Here is a 15,504-nt window from a genome sequence, read left to right on the forward strand (position 1 = left end):
GTTTCATTTGCTTTCTCTCCTTCGGATCCGGGATCCGTTACTGACTGTTGACGGTGGTCGCTGAGGGCATGGCGACCGCAAAACCATTGGTATAGCGGAGATCCATAGTGGCTCCGGGAACCAGGTATTCCTTGACCTGGGGGACAATGGCCACCCAGCGTTTCAAAGCAGGTAGGACGTCTTCGCTGCCGAGCAGCAGACGCACCTGGTTACTGAGAATGCAGCGCCAGCCACCACGTTGATCTTGCTCCAGGGATATGACCTTCAGTCCCAATGGCGCCACGATGGCATTGAATTTCGCCAGTTGGGTCAGCAATTGGCTGCCACTCTGGGCGGGACCGGCAAGGTTGGGGAGTCCATTGGGAACCTGGGCCGGGGGGACGCTGAAAATCTGTCCCTGGCCATCAACCATTTGTCCTGCTCCGCCCAGCCAGCGGGCGACCGGGGTGTAAGATTTGATGCTGACTTGCAGGCGGTCGGGCCAGACCCTGCGTACTTCGGCATCGGCCACCCAGGGCAGCTTGTCCAGAGACTGGCGAATTTGGTCCGGATTGGCCCAGAGAAAACCCTGAGCGGCATAGGGTTTCAGGACGCTGTTGATTTCAGCGAGAGGGATTCTGGTTGAACTGCCGGTAATGGTCAGGGTGTTGATGGGCATCAGGGAGGGCTGATGCAGCCATTGCCATCCTGTCCATCCGCCCCAGGCGAGCAGGCTGATGCCCAGGCTACCCACGAGCACCCGGCCGTACAGTTTCCAGGGCAGGGGTGTATGGACCTTGGCAGGAGCGGCTTTGACCGGGGCCGCCCGGGACGCTTTGGGGGGCTCTTTCAGGGTGGCGGCAGGCCGTTGTGGCTGTTGTCCGTGGCGATAATCACGCATGACACTAACCATGATTCACTCTCCTCTGCGCCGTGCGCAGTATGGTCTCGCATAATTCGGGGAAGCTCATGTCCACGGCCTTGGCGGCCATGGGGACAAGGCTGTGACTGGTCATACCGGGAACGCTGTTGATTTCCAGAATGTGGATTTTCCCGGACTGGCTGATCATGAAGTCGACCCTGCCCCAATCCCTACCACCCAGTTCGGCAAAGGCCTTGAGCGCCAGTTCCTGTAATTCCCCATCCTTGACCGCCCCCAGTCCGGAGGGCAGCAGATACCGGGTGTCGTCGGCCAGATACTTGGCATGGTAATCATAAAATGCGTGGCTGGTTTCAATGACAATGGGGGGCAGGGCCCGGCCATCGACAATGCCGACCGTGGCCTCGTGACCAATGACGCCCGCTTCGCAGAGAACTTCATCTTCCAGCGCGAAAGCCTGGACCAGAGCGGCGTCCAGTGCTTCCGGCCCATTCACCCGACTGACCCCGAGACTGGAACCACCATGATTGGGTTTGACATAAAGCGGCCATCCCCAATTTCTGTCCAGTTCATGAAGAGGCTGCCCGGGACGCAGCAGGATGCCTTGAGTGACGGGAAGTCCAGCTGCTTTCCAGATCTGTTTGGAGCGCCATTTATCCATGGCCAGCGCCGAACTGAGCACACCGCTGCCGGTATAGGGAATGTGGAGGGTTTCCAATACCGCCTGGAGCAGGCCATCTTCACCGATGGCTCCATGACAGACGTTGAAGGCAAAATCGATCTGCGCATCCTGGAGTTGTTGCTGCAGCCGGGCCGGCTCGATATCGATGCTGACTGCTTCTATGCCGTTGCTGCGCAGGGCGGCGAGGACCGCCTCGGCACTGAGCAGTGATACTTCGCGTTCGCCCGAGGGGCCACCGCAGAGCACACCTACATGCAGGACATCAAGCATGATGCGCCTCCCCGAGAATGCGCATCTCCGCTTGCAGGGTGATGGCGAATTGCTGCTCGACCCGGGCCTGGACTTCTGCGACCAGGCTTTCAATATCTTCAGCCCGGGCCTGGCCCCGGTTGATGATGAAGTTGGCATGCTGGCTACTGACCTCCGCTTCTCCCCGGCGGCATCCCTTCAAGCCGGCGGCTTCTATCAGGCGTGCTGCATGATCGCCGGGCGGATTCCGGAAAACCGAGCCGCAGCTCGGCCATTCCAGGGGCTGGGTAGCCGCACGTTTTTCCTGCCAGCCGCGCAAGCGTTGCATCACCTTATCCCTGGCTTCGGGAATCAAACGCAGTCCGGCGGCGATGAAGCAGGCATCGCCATGACCATTGACTTCCCGGTAGCCGATCTGGAAATCCCGGGGAGCAAGGCGCTGGATTTCGCCATGGGGGTGGATGACTTCCACCCATTCCACGAGACTCCAGGTATCACCGCCGTGGGCTCCGGCATTCATGCTCAGGCACCCCCCCAGGGTGCCCGGAATTCCGGCCAGAAACTCGGCGCCAGCCAGTCCGGCCTTGGCGGCAAAATGGGCGATTTTTACCGCCCCGGCACCGCCACCGACCCGGAGCAGGGTGCTTTCTGCAAGAATAATCTGATCCAGGCTGTGCGCGAGGCAGATGGTAGTGCCGCGCAGTCCACCATCACGGACCAGCACATTGCTGCCCAGCCCCAACCAGGTCAGGGGCGGGACCGCAAAGCGCCGCAAAAATCCCTGCAGATCTTCCAGGGTGCCTGGCAGGTAGAAGCGATCAGCCGGTCCGCCCACCCGCCAACTGGTGTGACGTTGCATGGGTTCGCCGAGGCGCAGACGGCCGCCGATGACGGGTGCGATAGCCGGTGTCGTGGCCTGTGTCATGGCCCCTATCATGGAATTTCCTCCGCAAACACTTCGGCCCACTGGCCGGCCAGGTGGGCAATGCTGCCCGCACCCATGGTCAGCAATACCGCGTCAGCAGGCAGGAGGGAACGAATTTGAGCTGGTGCCGTCAGCAGCTCCGGCAGATAGCGCACGTTTATCCCCTGAGCGCGCATGGCCTCACTCAGGGCCTGACTACTGACACCCGGAAGGGCCTTTTCACCGGCACTGTAAATATCGGTGAGAATGACCTGATCGGCTTGGGCCAGACTTTGGACAAAATCACCAAACAAGGCCTGGGTACGACTGTAACGATGGGGTTGGAAGGCGACTACCAGGGGACGATCAGGCCATACGGCCCGGGCAGCGGCAATGGTGGCACTCAGTTCGCGGGGATGATGACCATAATCGTCCACAATGGTGATGCCCGCAAATTCCCCCACCTGCTCAAAACGCCGGCCGACGCCCCGAAAATCCGCCAGGGCACTGCGGATGATGTGTTCCGGCACCCCGACCTTGCTGGCAATGCCGATGGCGGCCAGGGCATTGAGGACGTTATGTTGCCCGGGGATACCCAGTTCCACATCCAGCCATTGAACATAGTCACTGTCCACGCGCCGCCAGACTTCAAAATGACTGCCGACCCCCTTGACGGTCACCTGGCGGGCTTGCAGGTCCACATCGGCACCAAAACCGTAGCGCAGTACGGGGGTGCGCAATTCCGGGATCAGTCCCGCGACCATGGGTTCGTCCGTGCAAAGTACCGCAAGACCATAAAAGGGCAAACGCTGCAGAAACTGAAGAAAGGCAGCGCGGAGATTGTCGAGATTGTCTCCATAGGTTTCCATGTGGTCGGCATCAATGTTGGTGACCACCGCCATGACCGGAGCCAGATAGAGGAAGGAGGCATCGGACTCATCGGCTTCAGCCACCAGATATTCACCACTGCCCAGGGCGGCATGGGTACCGGCACTTTTCAGTCGCCCGCCAATCACAAAGGTGGGATCCAGACCGGCAGCGCCGAGAATGCTGGCGACCAGACTGGTGGTGGTGGTTTTTCCGTGGGTACCGGCAATGGCGATGCCCTGTTTGAAGCGCATCAGTTCGGCGAGCATTTCGGCGCGGCGAATCACCGGAATGCGTAATTCCCGGGCGGCCTGGACTTCGGGGTTGCTTTCCGGGATGGCCGAGGAAATCACCACGACATCGACGCCGCGCACATTGGCAGCGGCATGGCCACTGAAAATACGGGCACCCAGATCGGTGAGTCGTAAAGTCGAACTGCCGGGCTGCAGATCTGATCCAGACACCGCATAGCCGAGATTCAGCAACACTTCGGCAATGCCGCGCATGCCGCTGCCGCCAATGCCTACCATATGAATCTGACGAACCCAGTTACGCATGTTTTTCTCCTTCCGGGCGCATACAGATAGTGGCGACAGTTGTGGCGGCGTCCCCCCGGCTGTGTTGTCGAGCTGCTTCTGCCCAGCGCAGGCGTAAGGCCGAATCGCTGAGCAGGGGGGCTAAAATATCCTTAAGCTCCCGAGCGTGAAGATTTTCCTGACGGAGCATTCGTGCCGCTCCCGCCGCTTCCAGAAAACGGGCGTTGGCGGCCTGATGATCGTCAACGGCAAAGGGAAAAGGCACGAGAATAGCCCCAAGACCAGCCGCAGCCAGTTCCGCAACCGTGGCTGCACCGGCCCGGCACAGGGCCAGATCGGCCCAGCCCAAGGCTGCAGTCATATCTTCGATGAAAGGCTCGACCCGGGCGTCAATACCGGCTTCAGTATAGGCGGAGCGGGTGCTTTCGAGATGATCCCTGCCGGTCTGATGCCAGATTTGCGGACGCTGTTCTTCCGGCATGGCGGCAATGGCGGCGACGCTGACGCTATTCAGTGCCTTGGCACCCTGACTGCCGCCCATGATCAACAAATGGGGGACGCCAAGGTGCCCGGCAAAGCGCTCGGCGGGGGTGGGTAAATCGCGAATGCTTTGGCGCACCGGATTGCCGACCCACTCTCCCCGGGGTAAGCGGGTTTCTGGAAAGCCCAGAAAAATATGTTTGGCCAGAGGGGCCAGCAGGCGATTGCTGAGGCCGGCAATGGCGTTTTGTTCATGCAGGCAGAGGGGGCGGCCCATGCTCCAGGCCGCGAGTCCCACTGGGGCAGTGACATAGCCACCCATGCCCAGCACCTGCTGACTCTGGGTCTGCTGGATGATCTTCCGGGCCTGCAGGACCGCCTTGCTGACCCGCCAGGGCGCGCGCAGCCAGCGGCCCAGTCCCTTTCCCCGGACCCCCTGCATCTCGATGAGGTGCAGGGGATAGCCCCGTTCCGGCACCAGCCGCGCTTCCATGCCCGCGCTGGTGCCGGCAAAGGCCACTTCCACGCCCTGATCGCGCAGTACATCGGCGACGGCAAGGGCCGGAAACACATGCCCCCCGGTACCCCCTGCAGCAATGAGTACGCGCTCAGCCATGTTGCGCCTCCTGCGGGCTGAGGGCCTCATGCTTGGCGCGGGCAACGGCAGGGTAGCGCCGGCTGACGCCCAGCACCACACCCAGTGCGGCACAGAGAAACACCAGGGCGCTGCCACCATAGCTGATCAGTGGCAGGGCAAATCCTTTGGTGGGCAGGGCGCCCAGATTGACGCCCATGGACATCACCGCTTCGCCGCCGAACCAGGTCAGGGTGCCATAGCAGAACAGGGCAAAAAAAGCGTCTCCGGCGGCGGCGGCACGACGTCCGATGCGGTAAATCCGCCAGCAGGCCACGCTGTAGAATATGGCCAGCGCCCAGACCCCGATCATACCCAGTTCTTCACCAATGACGGCCAGAATGAAATCGGTATAAGATTCCGGTAGGTAGAAATATTTCATGATGCCGTCGCCCAGGCCCACGCCGAAAATCCCGCCCCGGCCAAAGGCGATGAGGGACTGTACCAGCTGGAACCCTGCGCCATAGGGATCTGCCCAGGGGTTCTGGAAGGCGGTGAGGCGGGCCAGACGGTAGGGGGCAGATATGGCGAGTACGCCAAGCGCACTTCCAGATACGATTCCCGCCAGGAAAACATAACCGATAGGCAGGCCACCCAGGAACAGCATGACACCGGTCAGCAATACCACCATGGCAAATGAACCGAAATCCGGCTGCAGCAGCAGGAGTATGCCGAGTAGGCCAAGTACCACAAAAATCGGCCAGAGACCTTCCTTGAATTTACCCAGCAGTTCGCCTTTGCGCACCACGTAGCGGGCAAGGAATAGCAACAGGGCGAACTTCAGTAGTTCAGAGGGTTGCAGGCGCACAATGATGAAGTTGATCCAGCGATGCGAACCGTTCACCGCAACTCCGATGACCGGTAAAAACACCATCATCAAGGCCACCAGAGAAATAGCCATGAGCGGAAAGGTCATTCGTTCCCAGAAATCGAGATCAATGCGACTGAAATAATAGAGGACGGCAGCTGCCAGAATCACATAGAGGCCCTGACGTTCGGCAAAGAAAAACGCGTTGCCGGTTTCATGCTGGGCGATGGGAGCGCTGGCGGAGTACACCATGATCAGCCCAAAACCCAGGAGGATGAGAATAATCCACCACAAGACCGTATCTGCCGGTCCGTTTTCTACCAGCCACCAGCTCGGACGCTTCATTGGGCAGCTCCTGACAGCGCTGTGACAGCGGCAGCGAACTGCTGGCCCCGGTCCTGATAATCCCGAAACATATCGGTACTGGCGCAGGCCGGTGACAGGAGTACCTGATCGCCCGCTTGGGCTTTGGACGCCGCTTTCTGAACCGCATCTTGCATGTTGCTGGCGTACTCAACGGGCACGATGCCGTCCAGCAGTCTGGCGATGGTGTCGGCATCCTTGCCGAGGACGATAGCTGCCCGTTGTTTGCGGCAGGCCGCCTGCAATGGACGGAGATCTGCGCCTTTGGCATCTCCCCCCAGAATCATGACCAGCGGTCCCGGCAAGCCCCCCATGGCTTTCAGGGTCGCGCCGAGATTGGTGCCCTTGGAATCATCGTAATATTGGACACCCCGATATTCGCCGACCCAGGCCAGGCGATGGGGCAGGCCGGCAAATGTGCGTAATACCTGTTGCACTGCCGCCTGGGGAAATTGTGCCGCCTCGGCGAGCAGCGCTGCGGCCAGGGCGTTTTCAATATTGTGTCCGCCGCGCATGCGCAAATCCGCCAGCGGGAGCAGCGGCCCACTTCGGCGCAGGGTCAGATGTTCCTGGTCCACATAGGCATCCCTTGAGGCATCCTGCAGACCGAAAAAGCGGATGTCCACAGAGGGCGCTACCTGCCCGGGCAAGCTGGCGGTAAACGGGTCTTCGGCATTCAAAACCAGGGTGTCGCCCGGTCCCATCTGTTGAAAAATGCGGCACTTGGCGGCGCCATACTGCTGGTAGTCGCCGTGCCAGTCGAGATGATCAGGACTGAGATTCAGAATGCTGGCTACCCGGGGCCGGAATGTGCTGCAGGCATCGAGCTGAAAGCTGGAAAGTTCGAGAATGTACCATGTCGGTTCGGGACCGTTCTCGGGTAACAGTTCCAGGGCCGGGGTACCCAGATTGCCGCCAGTAGCTACGCGTAGCCCTGCTGCTTGAGCCATCTCACTGACCAGGGTGGTTACCGTACTTTTACCATTACTGCCGGTGATGGCTATGATCGGCGCCTTGGCCAGACGACCAAACAATTCAATATCGCCCAGCACCGGAATGCCGGACTGACGGGCCTTGCACAGGGCGGGAAGGCCGGGGGCAATGCCGGGACTGAGGAGCAGCAGGTCACTGTTCAGCAGCAGGTTCTCGGGAAGGGGGCCGAAATGAAAAGTCACACCAGGATATTGCTGGCGCAGGGCATCGGCATTTTCCAGCAGGCGGGTGTCGGCCACCTGGCATTGTCCGCCCAGGCGCAGGGCCGTGCGCAGCAGGGACTGACCGGTTTTACCGAAGCCGAGAATAAATACTTTTTGCTGGTCGAGTCTCATGTCAGCGGATCTTCAGGCTGGAAAGGCCAATCAGCACCAGAATGATGGTGATGATCCAGAAGCGCACCGCCACGCGCGGTTCCGGCCAGCCCTTTTTTTCAAAATGATGGTGGATGGGGGCCATGCGAAATACCCGTTTGCCGGTCAATTTGAACGAAGCCACCTGGATCATCACCGAGAGGGTTTCCATGACAAAAACCCCGCCCATGATCACCAGCACCAGTTCCTGACGGGCGATGATGGCGACGATGGCCAGTGCCGCACCCAGAGCCAGCGCTCCGGTATCGCCCATGAATACCTCGGCGGGATAGGTGTTGAACCAGAGAAAGCCGAGTCCGGCACCGACCAGGGCACCGCAGAAAATCAGCATCTGGCCGGAGCCGGGTACCCAGGGCAGATCCAGATAATGGGCGAACACCGCATTGCCTGAAACATAGGTAAATATGCCCAGCGCCGCCGCTACCATAACGGTGGGGACGATGGCCAGACCGTCCAGCCCATCGGTCAGATTGACCGCATTAGACGTCCCTACGATGACGAAATAGCTGAAGATAATAAAGCCGAAACCCAGGGGAATCAGGACATGGGGAACGAAAGGAATAATCAGGCTGGTTTCCACGGCTTTGCTGGCCAGCCCGTACAGGACCCCGGCAGCCGCCAGGGCAAAGAGGGATTGCAGTCCGTATTTAGCCCGTGCGGAAAGACCTTTGGTGTTCTGACGGCGTAATTTGCGCCAATCGTCGATAAAGCCGATGCCGCCAAAAGCCAGGGTAGTGATGATGGCGACCCAGACCAACGGGTTGCGCAGGTCTGACCAGAGCAGAGTGGTGATGATGACCACCAGGAGAATCAGGGCACCACCCATGGTGGGTGTGCCCTGCTTGCTGAAGTGGCTTTCCGGTCCGTCATTACGCACCATCTGGCCGATTTTGTAATAGCGCAAACGGGCAATAAAAAAAGGTCCGATCACCAGGGACAGCACCAGAGCAGTCAGAATGGCCAGCACGCCGCGCAGAGTCAGGTACTGAAACACATAAAACCCGTGGTAAACCTGGCCGAGTTGCATGAACAGAGCGTAAAGCATCAGGCTTCTCCTGCCATGAGTGCTTGCACCACTCGTTCCATGTGCGCTGCCCTGGAGCCTTTGATCAGCACCACGGTTTCCGGGTTCAGCCGGGGTTGCAGTCTGGCAAGCAGCGGTTCCATGTCCAGGAAGTGTTCGGCATCCGCTGCAAAAGCAGCGACTGCTTCGGCAGCCAGCGGTCCCAATCCATAGAGGGCATCAATGCCTAACTGGCGGGCCAGCAGACCTGCCTGATGATGATACAGTGCGGCGTCGGGGCCCAGCTCGCCCATATCCCCCAGAACCAGAATGCGCTGACCGGATTGGGTTGCCAGAACCCGTAGTGCGGCTTCCAGGGAGGCGGGGTTGGCGTTATAGGTATCGTCGAGAAGACGGCTGCCAGCCAGTCCCGGTCGCCATTGCAAACGTCCGGGAACCGCCTGCAATCCGGCCACGGCCCGCTGAATCTGGGCAATATCCACATCCAGGGCGAGGGCCGCCGTGACCGCAGCCAGGACATTGGCGCCATTGTGTTTGCCGGGCAGGGGTACTTCGAGGGTGAATTCTCCTTGCGGAGCGCGTACTTCGAGTTGCTGATACAGATCGGATCCGGCCTGCCATTGTCCTTGTACCCGAGCTGGACGTTGCTCCAGACTGAAGCGCCAGATTTCGCCCGGGGCTTTTTCCGCCCAGAAATCGGCATAGGTATCATCGCCGTTGAGAATGGCAATGCCTTGTGCGTCCAGTCCCGAAAGAATTTCGCCTTTGGCCGCCGCAACAGCCGCCACACTCCCCAGCCCGGCGAGATGGGCCGGCCCGGCATTATTGATTAAAGCCAGGGTGGGTTTGGCGAGGCCGCTGAGCACTGTGAGCTCTCCGGCATGATTCATGCCCATTTCCAGTACGGCATAACGATGTTCCGCGCCCAGCCTTGCCAGGGTCAGAGGTACGCCCAGGTGATTATTCTGATTGCCATGGGTGGATAGCACCGGCCCGCGCTCGTTGAGGATGGCAGTCAGAACCTCTTTGACTGTGGTTTTGCCACAGGAGCCGGTAATCGCCACGAGAGGGATGCTGAAGCGTTGCCGCCACTGCGCCGCCAGCTTCTGGAAGGCAAGCAGCGTATCTTTAACAAGGATTCCCGGGGCCTCCACCGGACGCTGGCAGAGCACCGCGCTGGCGCCCTGGGCGAGTGCCGCCGGGACGAAATCCGCCCCATCAAAGCGCTCTCCGGCAAGGGCCACAAATAGTTTGCCGAGCATGGGGTGACGGCTGTCGGTAGCGACTCCGTGAATTTCGTCCTTGCCCTGGCTGCCCGGCAGCAATTGGCCACCGGTGATGCGGGCGATATCATTCAGTGCGTAACGGATCATGATCGGAGAGCCTCCATGGCGACCTGCTGATCCTGAAAGGGGAATTTTTGACCCTGGATTTCCTGGGTACGCTCATGGCCTTTGCCGGCGATCAATACCCAGTCTCCATGTTCCGCCTGACGAATGGCTTTATGGATAGCGGCTGCCCGTTCATGAATGACTTCGGCGACAGTGGGATTGTGCATGCCTGCCAGAATGTCCTGAACAATGCTTGCAGGGTTTTCGCTACGGGGGTTGTCGTCAGTAATGATGACATGATCGGCAAAGCGCTCGGCTACGCGACCCATTTCCGAACGTTTACCCCGATCCCGATCCCCACCACAGCCGAATACCAGATGGATTTTTCCCTTGACGATGGCGCGCAGATCTTTTAGAACCCGTTCCAGAGCATCCGGGGTGTGGGCATAATCGATCATCACCTGGGCCTTGCCCGGCTCAGGGGGCAGACGCTGATAGCGTCCTTCCGGCAAATCAAGCTGGCGTATCTGTGCCTCCGTGACCGTCCAGCCCAGCCCCTCGGCAGTGGCCAGGGCCGCCATTAAATTCTGCACATTACAATCGCCAATGAGCGGGCTTCGCCATTGCTGAGTGCCCTTTGCACTCTCGACGGTCAGTAGGGTACCGCTGGCTCCGGAATGCAGGTCTTTCAACTGGAAATTGCCGGAAGACTTGCCGAAGCCGATGATGCGTACCCGGGGGTCTATCTGTGTGGTCAGTTTTTCGGAAAACGGCTCATCCCGATTCAAAACCGCCAGTTGTAATTCCGGAAAACGGAACAGACGGGCCTTGGCGGCGCCGTAATGCTGCATATCTCCATGAAAATCCAGATGGTCACGACTGAGGTTGGTAAACACCGCCACCTGAAAAGGCACGGCCGCTACCCGACCAAGGGCCAGGGCATGAGAGGAAACTTCCAGAGCAATGACCTTGGCACCTTGAGCGCGGAGCACGGCCAGGGTTTCCCACAGACGCACGGCTTCCGGTGTGGTGTTGGCATGGGCGACCAGAGCGTTGACCGGACCGTAACCCAGGGTCCCGATGAGCATGGCGGGTTGCGGCGCCAATTCGGCAATCAGGCGGGTCACACTGCTTTTACCATTGGTCCCGGTCACGCCGATGAGCAGCGGCGCTTCCTGCTCATCCCATCGATGCCAGCGCCGCAAGGCGTGACCGAGCTTTTCACGAAGATTGGTGCATTGCCAGCAGGGCTGCCCGTTTTCTTGCGAAATCATGGCTTCCTGATCGGCTTCAAGGACTGCGGCAGCGGCACCCGCCTGCCAGGCCTGGACTAAATACTGGTCAGCCTCTCCAGGATGGTTGCGCAAGCCCACATAAAGCATACCGGGTTGTAAGCGGCGGGTATCGGTTTCAATACCCGTCACATTCAGTGCTGCCAGCGCGTTAGGCAGATCATCGAAAAGTCGGGAGAGTTTTTCAGTGCGCGGCATCACCCGCTCCTTCCGCCCAACGCTGGGTTTCGCTGGCTGACGCCTGATGGGCTGCCGTGGCACTTTCCAAGAGCGCGGGATTCGGTTGGATACCCATGCTTTGCAGGGCGGCCGCCATGGTCACCCGAAAAACCGGGGCAGCAACGACCCCGCCATAGCGCCAGCCCTGGGTAGGACCCCGCACCACCACAGCCATGACCAGGCGGGGGTTCCGGGCCGGCGCAAAACCGACAAAAGTGGTATTCACCTGATTTTTATGGAAGCCCCCTTTGCCGTTGGCCATGATGGAAGTTCCAGTTTTGCCCGCCACGCTGTATCCAGGAATGCTGGCCAGAAAGCCGGTGCCCCCGGGGCCGGTGACGCCGCTCAGCCACTGAGTCAGGCGTGCGGCGGTGGCGGCGGGCATGATCCGGGTGCCTTTAGCACCGGGATTTTCCTGTCGGATCAGGGTCGGTGCTACATACACACCATGGTTGGCAATGGCCCCGTAGGCTGCGGCCAGTTGCAGGGGGGTGACGGACAGACCATAGCCGTAAGCCATGGCCGCTCTGCGGGCAATATCCCAACCCTGCCAGGCGGGCAGGGTTCCGGAACTTTCTCCGGGAAGTCCGAGGCCACTGCTCTGCCCAAAACCAGCCTGCTGGAGCATATGAAAAAGGTCGGCCGGCGGTGTGCGCAGGGAAATTTTGGCCGCGCCGATGTTACTGGAATACTTGAGTACCTGGGCCAGATCCAGATTGTTGTGGCGAACATCATCCTGAATGCAGAAGCGGGCCACCCGAAAGCAGTTGGTGTTGACGTTGAAAGTGGCATCGGGCTGGATGCTCTGGTCGTCCAGCGCGGCGGCAATGGTGAAGGGTTTCATGACCGAGCCCGGCTCGAAGGTGTCGGCAATGGCCCGATTGTTGTAAAGAGCCGCTTGGTAATCGCTGCGATCATTAGGGTTGAAAGCCGGATAACTGACCATGGCCAGCACTTCGCCGCTTTGCGCATCCATCAGCACTGCGGCTCCCGAACGGGCCTGAAAACGCTGTACTGCTGAGGCCAGACTGGTGTAGGCCACATACTGGAGATGGCGATCGATGCTCAGGGTCAGATCCTTGCCGGGCCGGGCAGCGTGCGCAGGACCACGCAAGCTCAGGGGATGACCGTAATTGTCACGCAAGCCGGTCTCTTCCCCGGCCTTGCCCGTCAACCACTGGTTATATGCCAGTTCCAGGCCTTCAATACCGTTACCATCGACATTGGTAAAGCCGATGAGCGGGGCGGCAATGCTCCCGGCAGGGTAATAACGACGATTTTCATTCAGGCTATGCAATCCGGGAACCCGTAGTGCTGTGATTTTTTCGGCGCGCTCGGGATCAATCTGCCGGGCGATAAAGGCAAAATGGCTGCCGCCATTGTGGACGCGAGTTTGTAGCTCGTTGACGCTGATCCCCAGATCCGCAGCGACTTGCGGCCATTGTTGCTGCTGCTGGCTGAAAATCTGCGGGTCAACCCAGAGGGTTTTGACCGGGACCGATAGGGCCAGGGGCTTGCCATTGCGGTCAACGATGGGACCGCGTTGTACCGGTAAGGGAAAGTGGCGCAAATAGCGCTGGGCGCCCTGGTCGCGCAAAAACCGGCCATGTTCCACCTGTGCACGCCAGGCTTGGACCATGATGCTAGCGAAAGCCAGCGTTACGGCTGCCCACACGGCAGTCGCCCGCCACGCCGGTAAGGCGCGGACGGGGATTTTTGCCGGATGGACAGAGACAGGGCTCACTGGGCTTTCACCATCACGATCTGATTGTTCTTCGGCGCGCTCAAGCCCAGCTTCTGGCGGGCAATATCCCCTACCCGGGCATTGGAGGCGAGGGTGGCCTGCTCCAGCTGCAGTTGTCCCCAGCGATTGTCCAGGGCGAAATGCTTGGCCTGCGCTTCCTGCAGGGCAATGAACTGACTGCGGGTGTTTTCCCGGGCTGCCACTATACCGATCAGGGTGACCATGATGAGAATGGCAAGAATCACAGTGCTACGCCGCATGACGATCACTCCTTTCGGCAACTCTGAGTACGGCAGAACGGGAACGGGGGTTCATCTGGACCTCCTCGGCACTGGCCCGCAGGCTTTTGCCAATGGCCTGCCAGGGTAAGGGCGGGATTTCTGCCGCGCGCAGCGGCAAATCGCTGCTGATCCGAAAATCATCTGCCCGAAAAAACCGCTTTACCATGCGGTCTTCCAGGGAATGAAAGCTGATAATGGCCAAACGCCCGCCCGCCCGTAGCGCTGCCATGGCTTCGGGCAGAAAATGTTCCAGCTCTTCCAGTTCGTGATTGATGAATATGCGAATTCCCTGAAAACTGCGGGTCGCTGGATTGAATCCGGGATCATGGCGGGGAACTACAGCGGCGATCAGAGCAGCTAGTTGACCGGTGCGCTGCAGGGGAGTCTGGTTACGTTCCTGGACGATTTTACGGGCAATGGGGCGGGCAAAGCGCTCCTCACCATAATTTTTCAGGACCTGGCTGATTTCTGTTTCCGAGGCAGTATTCAGCCATTCTGCCGCACTGATACCCGTATCGGGATCCATGCGCATATCCAGAGGACCATCACGCAGAAAGCTGAAACCGCGTTCCGCTTCGTCAAGCTGGGGTGAGGAAACGCCCAGATCAGCGAGAATGGCGTCCACACTATCCCAACCGAGGCTTTGCAGCACGGCGCGAATCTCGCTGAAGCGCGCCTGACGTACGACCACCCGTTCGTCATGGCCGAAACGCTCTTGCAGGGCGGTAATAGCGCTGGGATCGCGATCCAGAATCAGGAGCATATCCTGATGCTGCAGGTGTTCCAGTAATGCTGCACTATGGCCGCCACGGCCGCCGGTAGCATCCACGCAACGCCGCACGGCCCCCGCACCGAGCGCGGGCAGGAGCATCGCGACACTTTCCTGCAGGAGGACGGTGACATGCGATCCGGGGGCGGGCGTATTCACAGGACGAGATCTCCCAGGCTGGCGAAACCTTCGTTATCACTCAGGCTGTTTTCCTGGTAGCGGTCCCAGCATTGGGCGTCCCAGATCTCGAATTTGTTGATCTGGCCGACGACCACCAATTCCTTGTCGATTTCCGCAAAGCGGCGCAGGTTGGGGGAGAGGAGGATGCGGGCCTGGCTGTCGAGACGCATTTCTTCTGATTGCCCGACGAACATCCGCTGGAATTGCCGGGCCTTGGGATTGTTGCTGGGCAGTTCGGCCACCTTGGCCTCTACTTTTTCCCAGGTGGGTAGGGGGTAAGCCACCAGACAATGTTCCCCGGGACGACTTTGCACGTCGATGGTCACCACTATCTGGCCATCACAGTGGGCATTCAGCCAGTCACGGAAACGCGCCGGGACGTTCATGCGTCCCTTGCTATCGAGGTTGTGTCGATGCGTTCCCCTAAACATGCTGCGGCCTTCTCCAGAATCTTCCACTTTGACCCACTTTTCCCCACATCGTGAAGATTAGTGGGGATGCGGCTTGCTGTCAAGGATAAATATTGAATAATTACGGCATGTTAGCGCATGTTTATGAAGAGGTATAAAACACATTAAAGGATTCGTGTAATATATGGATTATGCAGTACAAAGTGATTTACCCATTTGTTTACAGGTAATTCTGACAAGCTGTGCCGGATGTCAGAGACATAATATAACTTCTTGTTAATCAATTTGTTGCGATATATGTGCCAAGGTGTTGCAGGATTTTGCTGCGGAATCGATGAAAAAAGTGGAGTGAGCCGATAAGCCGGGTTCTGTCGTGGACGACCATTCCTCTAGGCCAGCACTTACGCGCAGGCTCCAGCAATCTACCCGCATGCACCGCGGACCACGGTATCGCATGCCTATTTGATCTTGCTCCAGGCGGGGTTTTCCCTGCCATTTCCGTTAC

Annotated in this window: 14 protein-coding genes and 1 other RNA gene; all 15 read right to left on the minus strand. The window is 59.4% G+C overall.

What is annotated here, in order from left to right; genetic code table 11:
* Window positions 1–37: 37 nt before the first annotated feature.
* Window positions 38–892 (minus strand): cell division protein FtsQ/DivIB, encoded by an 855-nt coding sequence (locus tag AC2VLR_RS09640; protein WP_486881936.1) that lies wholly within the window; start codon window positions 890–892, stop codon window positions 38–40.
* Window positions 885–1,811, minus strand: coding sequence for a D-alanine--D-alanine ligase (locus tag AC2VLR_RS09645; protein ID WP_486881937.1), 927 nt, complete (start codon window positions 1,809–1,811; stop codon window positions 885–887). Before AC2VLR_RS09645 ends, AC2VLR_RS09640 begins: the two co-directional genes overlap by 8 nt.
* Complete coding sequence (gene murB / locus AC2VLR_RS09650) at window positions 1,804–2,727, minus strand: UDP-N-acetylmuramate dehydrogenase (RefSeq protein ID WP_486881938.1); 924 nt, start codon at window positions 2,725–2,727, stop codon at window positions 1,804–1,806. The genes AC2VLR_RS09645 and murB overlap by 8 nt, the downstream gene beginning before the upstream one ends.
* Complete coding sequence (gene murC, locus AC2VLR_RS09655; RefSeq protein ID WP_486881939.1) at window positions 2,724–4,118, minus strand: UDP-N-acetylmuramate--L-alanine ligase; 1,395 nt, start codon at window positions 4,116–4,118, stop codon at window positions 2,724–2,726. Before murC ends, murB begins: the two co-directional genes overlap by 4 nt.
* Entirely contained in the window at window positions 4,111–5,193 is a 1,083-nt protein-coding gene (murG, locus tag AC2VLR_RS09660) for an undecaprenyldiphospho-muramoylpentapeptide beta-N-acetylglucosaminyltransferase (RefSeq protein ID WP_486881940.1), read from the minus strand. The genes murC and murG overlap by 8 nt, the downstream gene beginning before the upstream one ends.
* Window positions 5,186–6,364, minus strand: a complete 1,179-nt coding sequence (gene ftsW, locus AC2VLR_RS09665; protein WP_486881941.1) for a putative lipid II flippase FtsW — start codon at window positions 6,362–6,364, stop codon at window positions 5,186–5,188. Before ftsW ends, murG begins: the two co-directional genes overlap by 8 nt.
* Window positions 6,361–7,710 carry a UDP-N-acetylmuramoyl-L-alanine--D-glutamate ligase gene (gene murD, locus AC2VLR_RS09670; RefSeq protein ID WP_486881942.1) on the minus strand — a complete coding sequence of 450 codons (1,350 nt, stop codon included), beginning with the start codon at window positions 7,708–7,710 and terminating at the stop codon, window positions 6,361–6,363. The genes ftsW and murD overlap by 4 nt, the downstream gene beginning before the upstream one ends.
* Window position 7,711: 1 nt before the next feature.
* Window positions 7,712–8,794, minus strand: coding sequence for a phospho-N-acetylmuramoyl-pentapeptide-transferase (mraY, locus tag AC2VLR_RS09675; protein ID WP_486881943.1), 1,083 nt, complete (start codon window positions 8,792–8,794; stop codon window positions 7,712–7,714).
* Window positions 8,794–10,146, minus strand: coding sequence for a UDP-N-acetylmuramoyl-tripeptide--D-alanyl-D-alanine ligase (locus AC2VLR_RS09680; RefSeq protein WP_486881944.1), 1,353 nt, complete (start codon window positions 10,144–10,146; stop codon window positions 8,794–8,796). Before AC2VLR_RS09680 ends, mraY begins: the two co-directional genes overlap by 1 nt.
* Window positions 10,143–11,594, minus strand: coding sequence for a UDP-N-acetylmuramoyl-L-alanyl-D-glutamate--2,6-diaminopimelate ligase (locus AC2VLR_RS09685; RefSeq protein ID WP_486881945.1), 1,452 nt, complete (start codon window positions 11,592–11,594; stop codon window positions 10,143–10,145). Before AC2VLR_RS09685 ends, AC2VLR_RS09680 begins: the two co-directional genes overlap by 4 nt.
* Window positions 11,581–13,359 (minus strand): peptidoglycan D,D-transpeptidase FtsI family protein, encoded by a 1,779-nt coding sequence (locus AC2VLR_RS09690; RefSeq protein ID WP_486881946.1) that lies wholly within the window; start codon window positions 13,357–13,359, stop codon window positions 11,581–11,583. Before AC2VLR_RS09690 ends, AC2VLR_RS09685 begins: the two co-directional genes overlap by 14 nt.
* Complete coding sequence (gene ftsL / locus AC2VLR_RS09695; protein ID WP_101536518.1) at window positions 13,356–13,619, minus strand: cell division protein FtsL; 264 nt, start codon at window positions 13,617–13,619, stop codon at window positions 13,356–13,358. Before ftsL ends, AC2VLR_RS09690 begins: the two co-directional genes overlap by 4 nt.
* Entirely contained in the window at window positions 13,609–14,568 is a 960-nt protein-coding gene (gene rsmH, locus AC2VLR_RS09700) for a 16S rRNA (cytosine(1402)-N(4))-methyltransferase RsmH (RefSeq protein WP_486881947.1), read from the minus strand. Before rsmH ends, ftsL begins: the two co-directional genes overlap by 11 nt.
* On the minus strand, window positions 14,565–15,020 hold the full coding sequence (mraZ, locus tag AC2VLR_RS09705; protein ID WP_215843043.1) for a division/cell wall cluster transcriptional repressor MraZ: 456 nt from the start codon (window positions 15,018–15,020) through the stop codon (window positions 14,565–14,567). Before mraZ ends, rsmH begins: the two co-directional genes overlap by 4 nt.
* Before the next feature lie 320 nt (window positions 15,021–15,340).
* An RNA gene (rnpB, locus tag AC2VLR_RS09710) (RNase P RNA component class A) lies at window positions 15,341–15,504 on the minus strand; the annotation flags it as partial.

This window comes from Acidithiobacillus sp. TH-A117, from assembly GCF_057473465.1.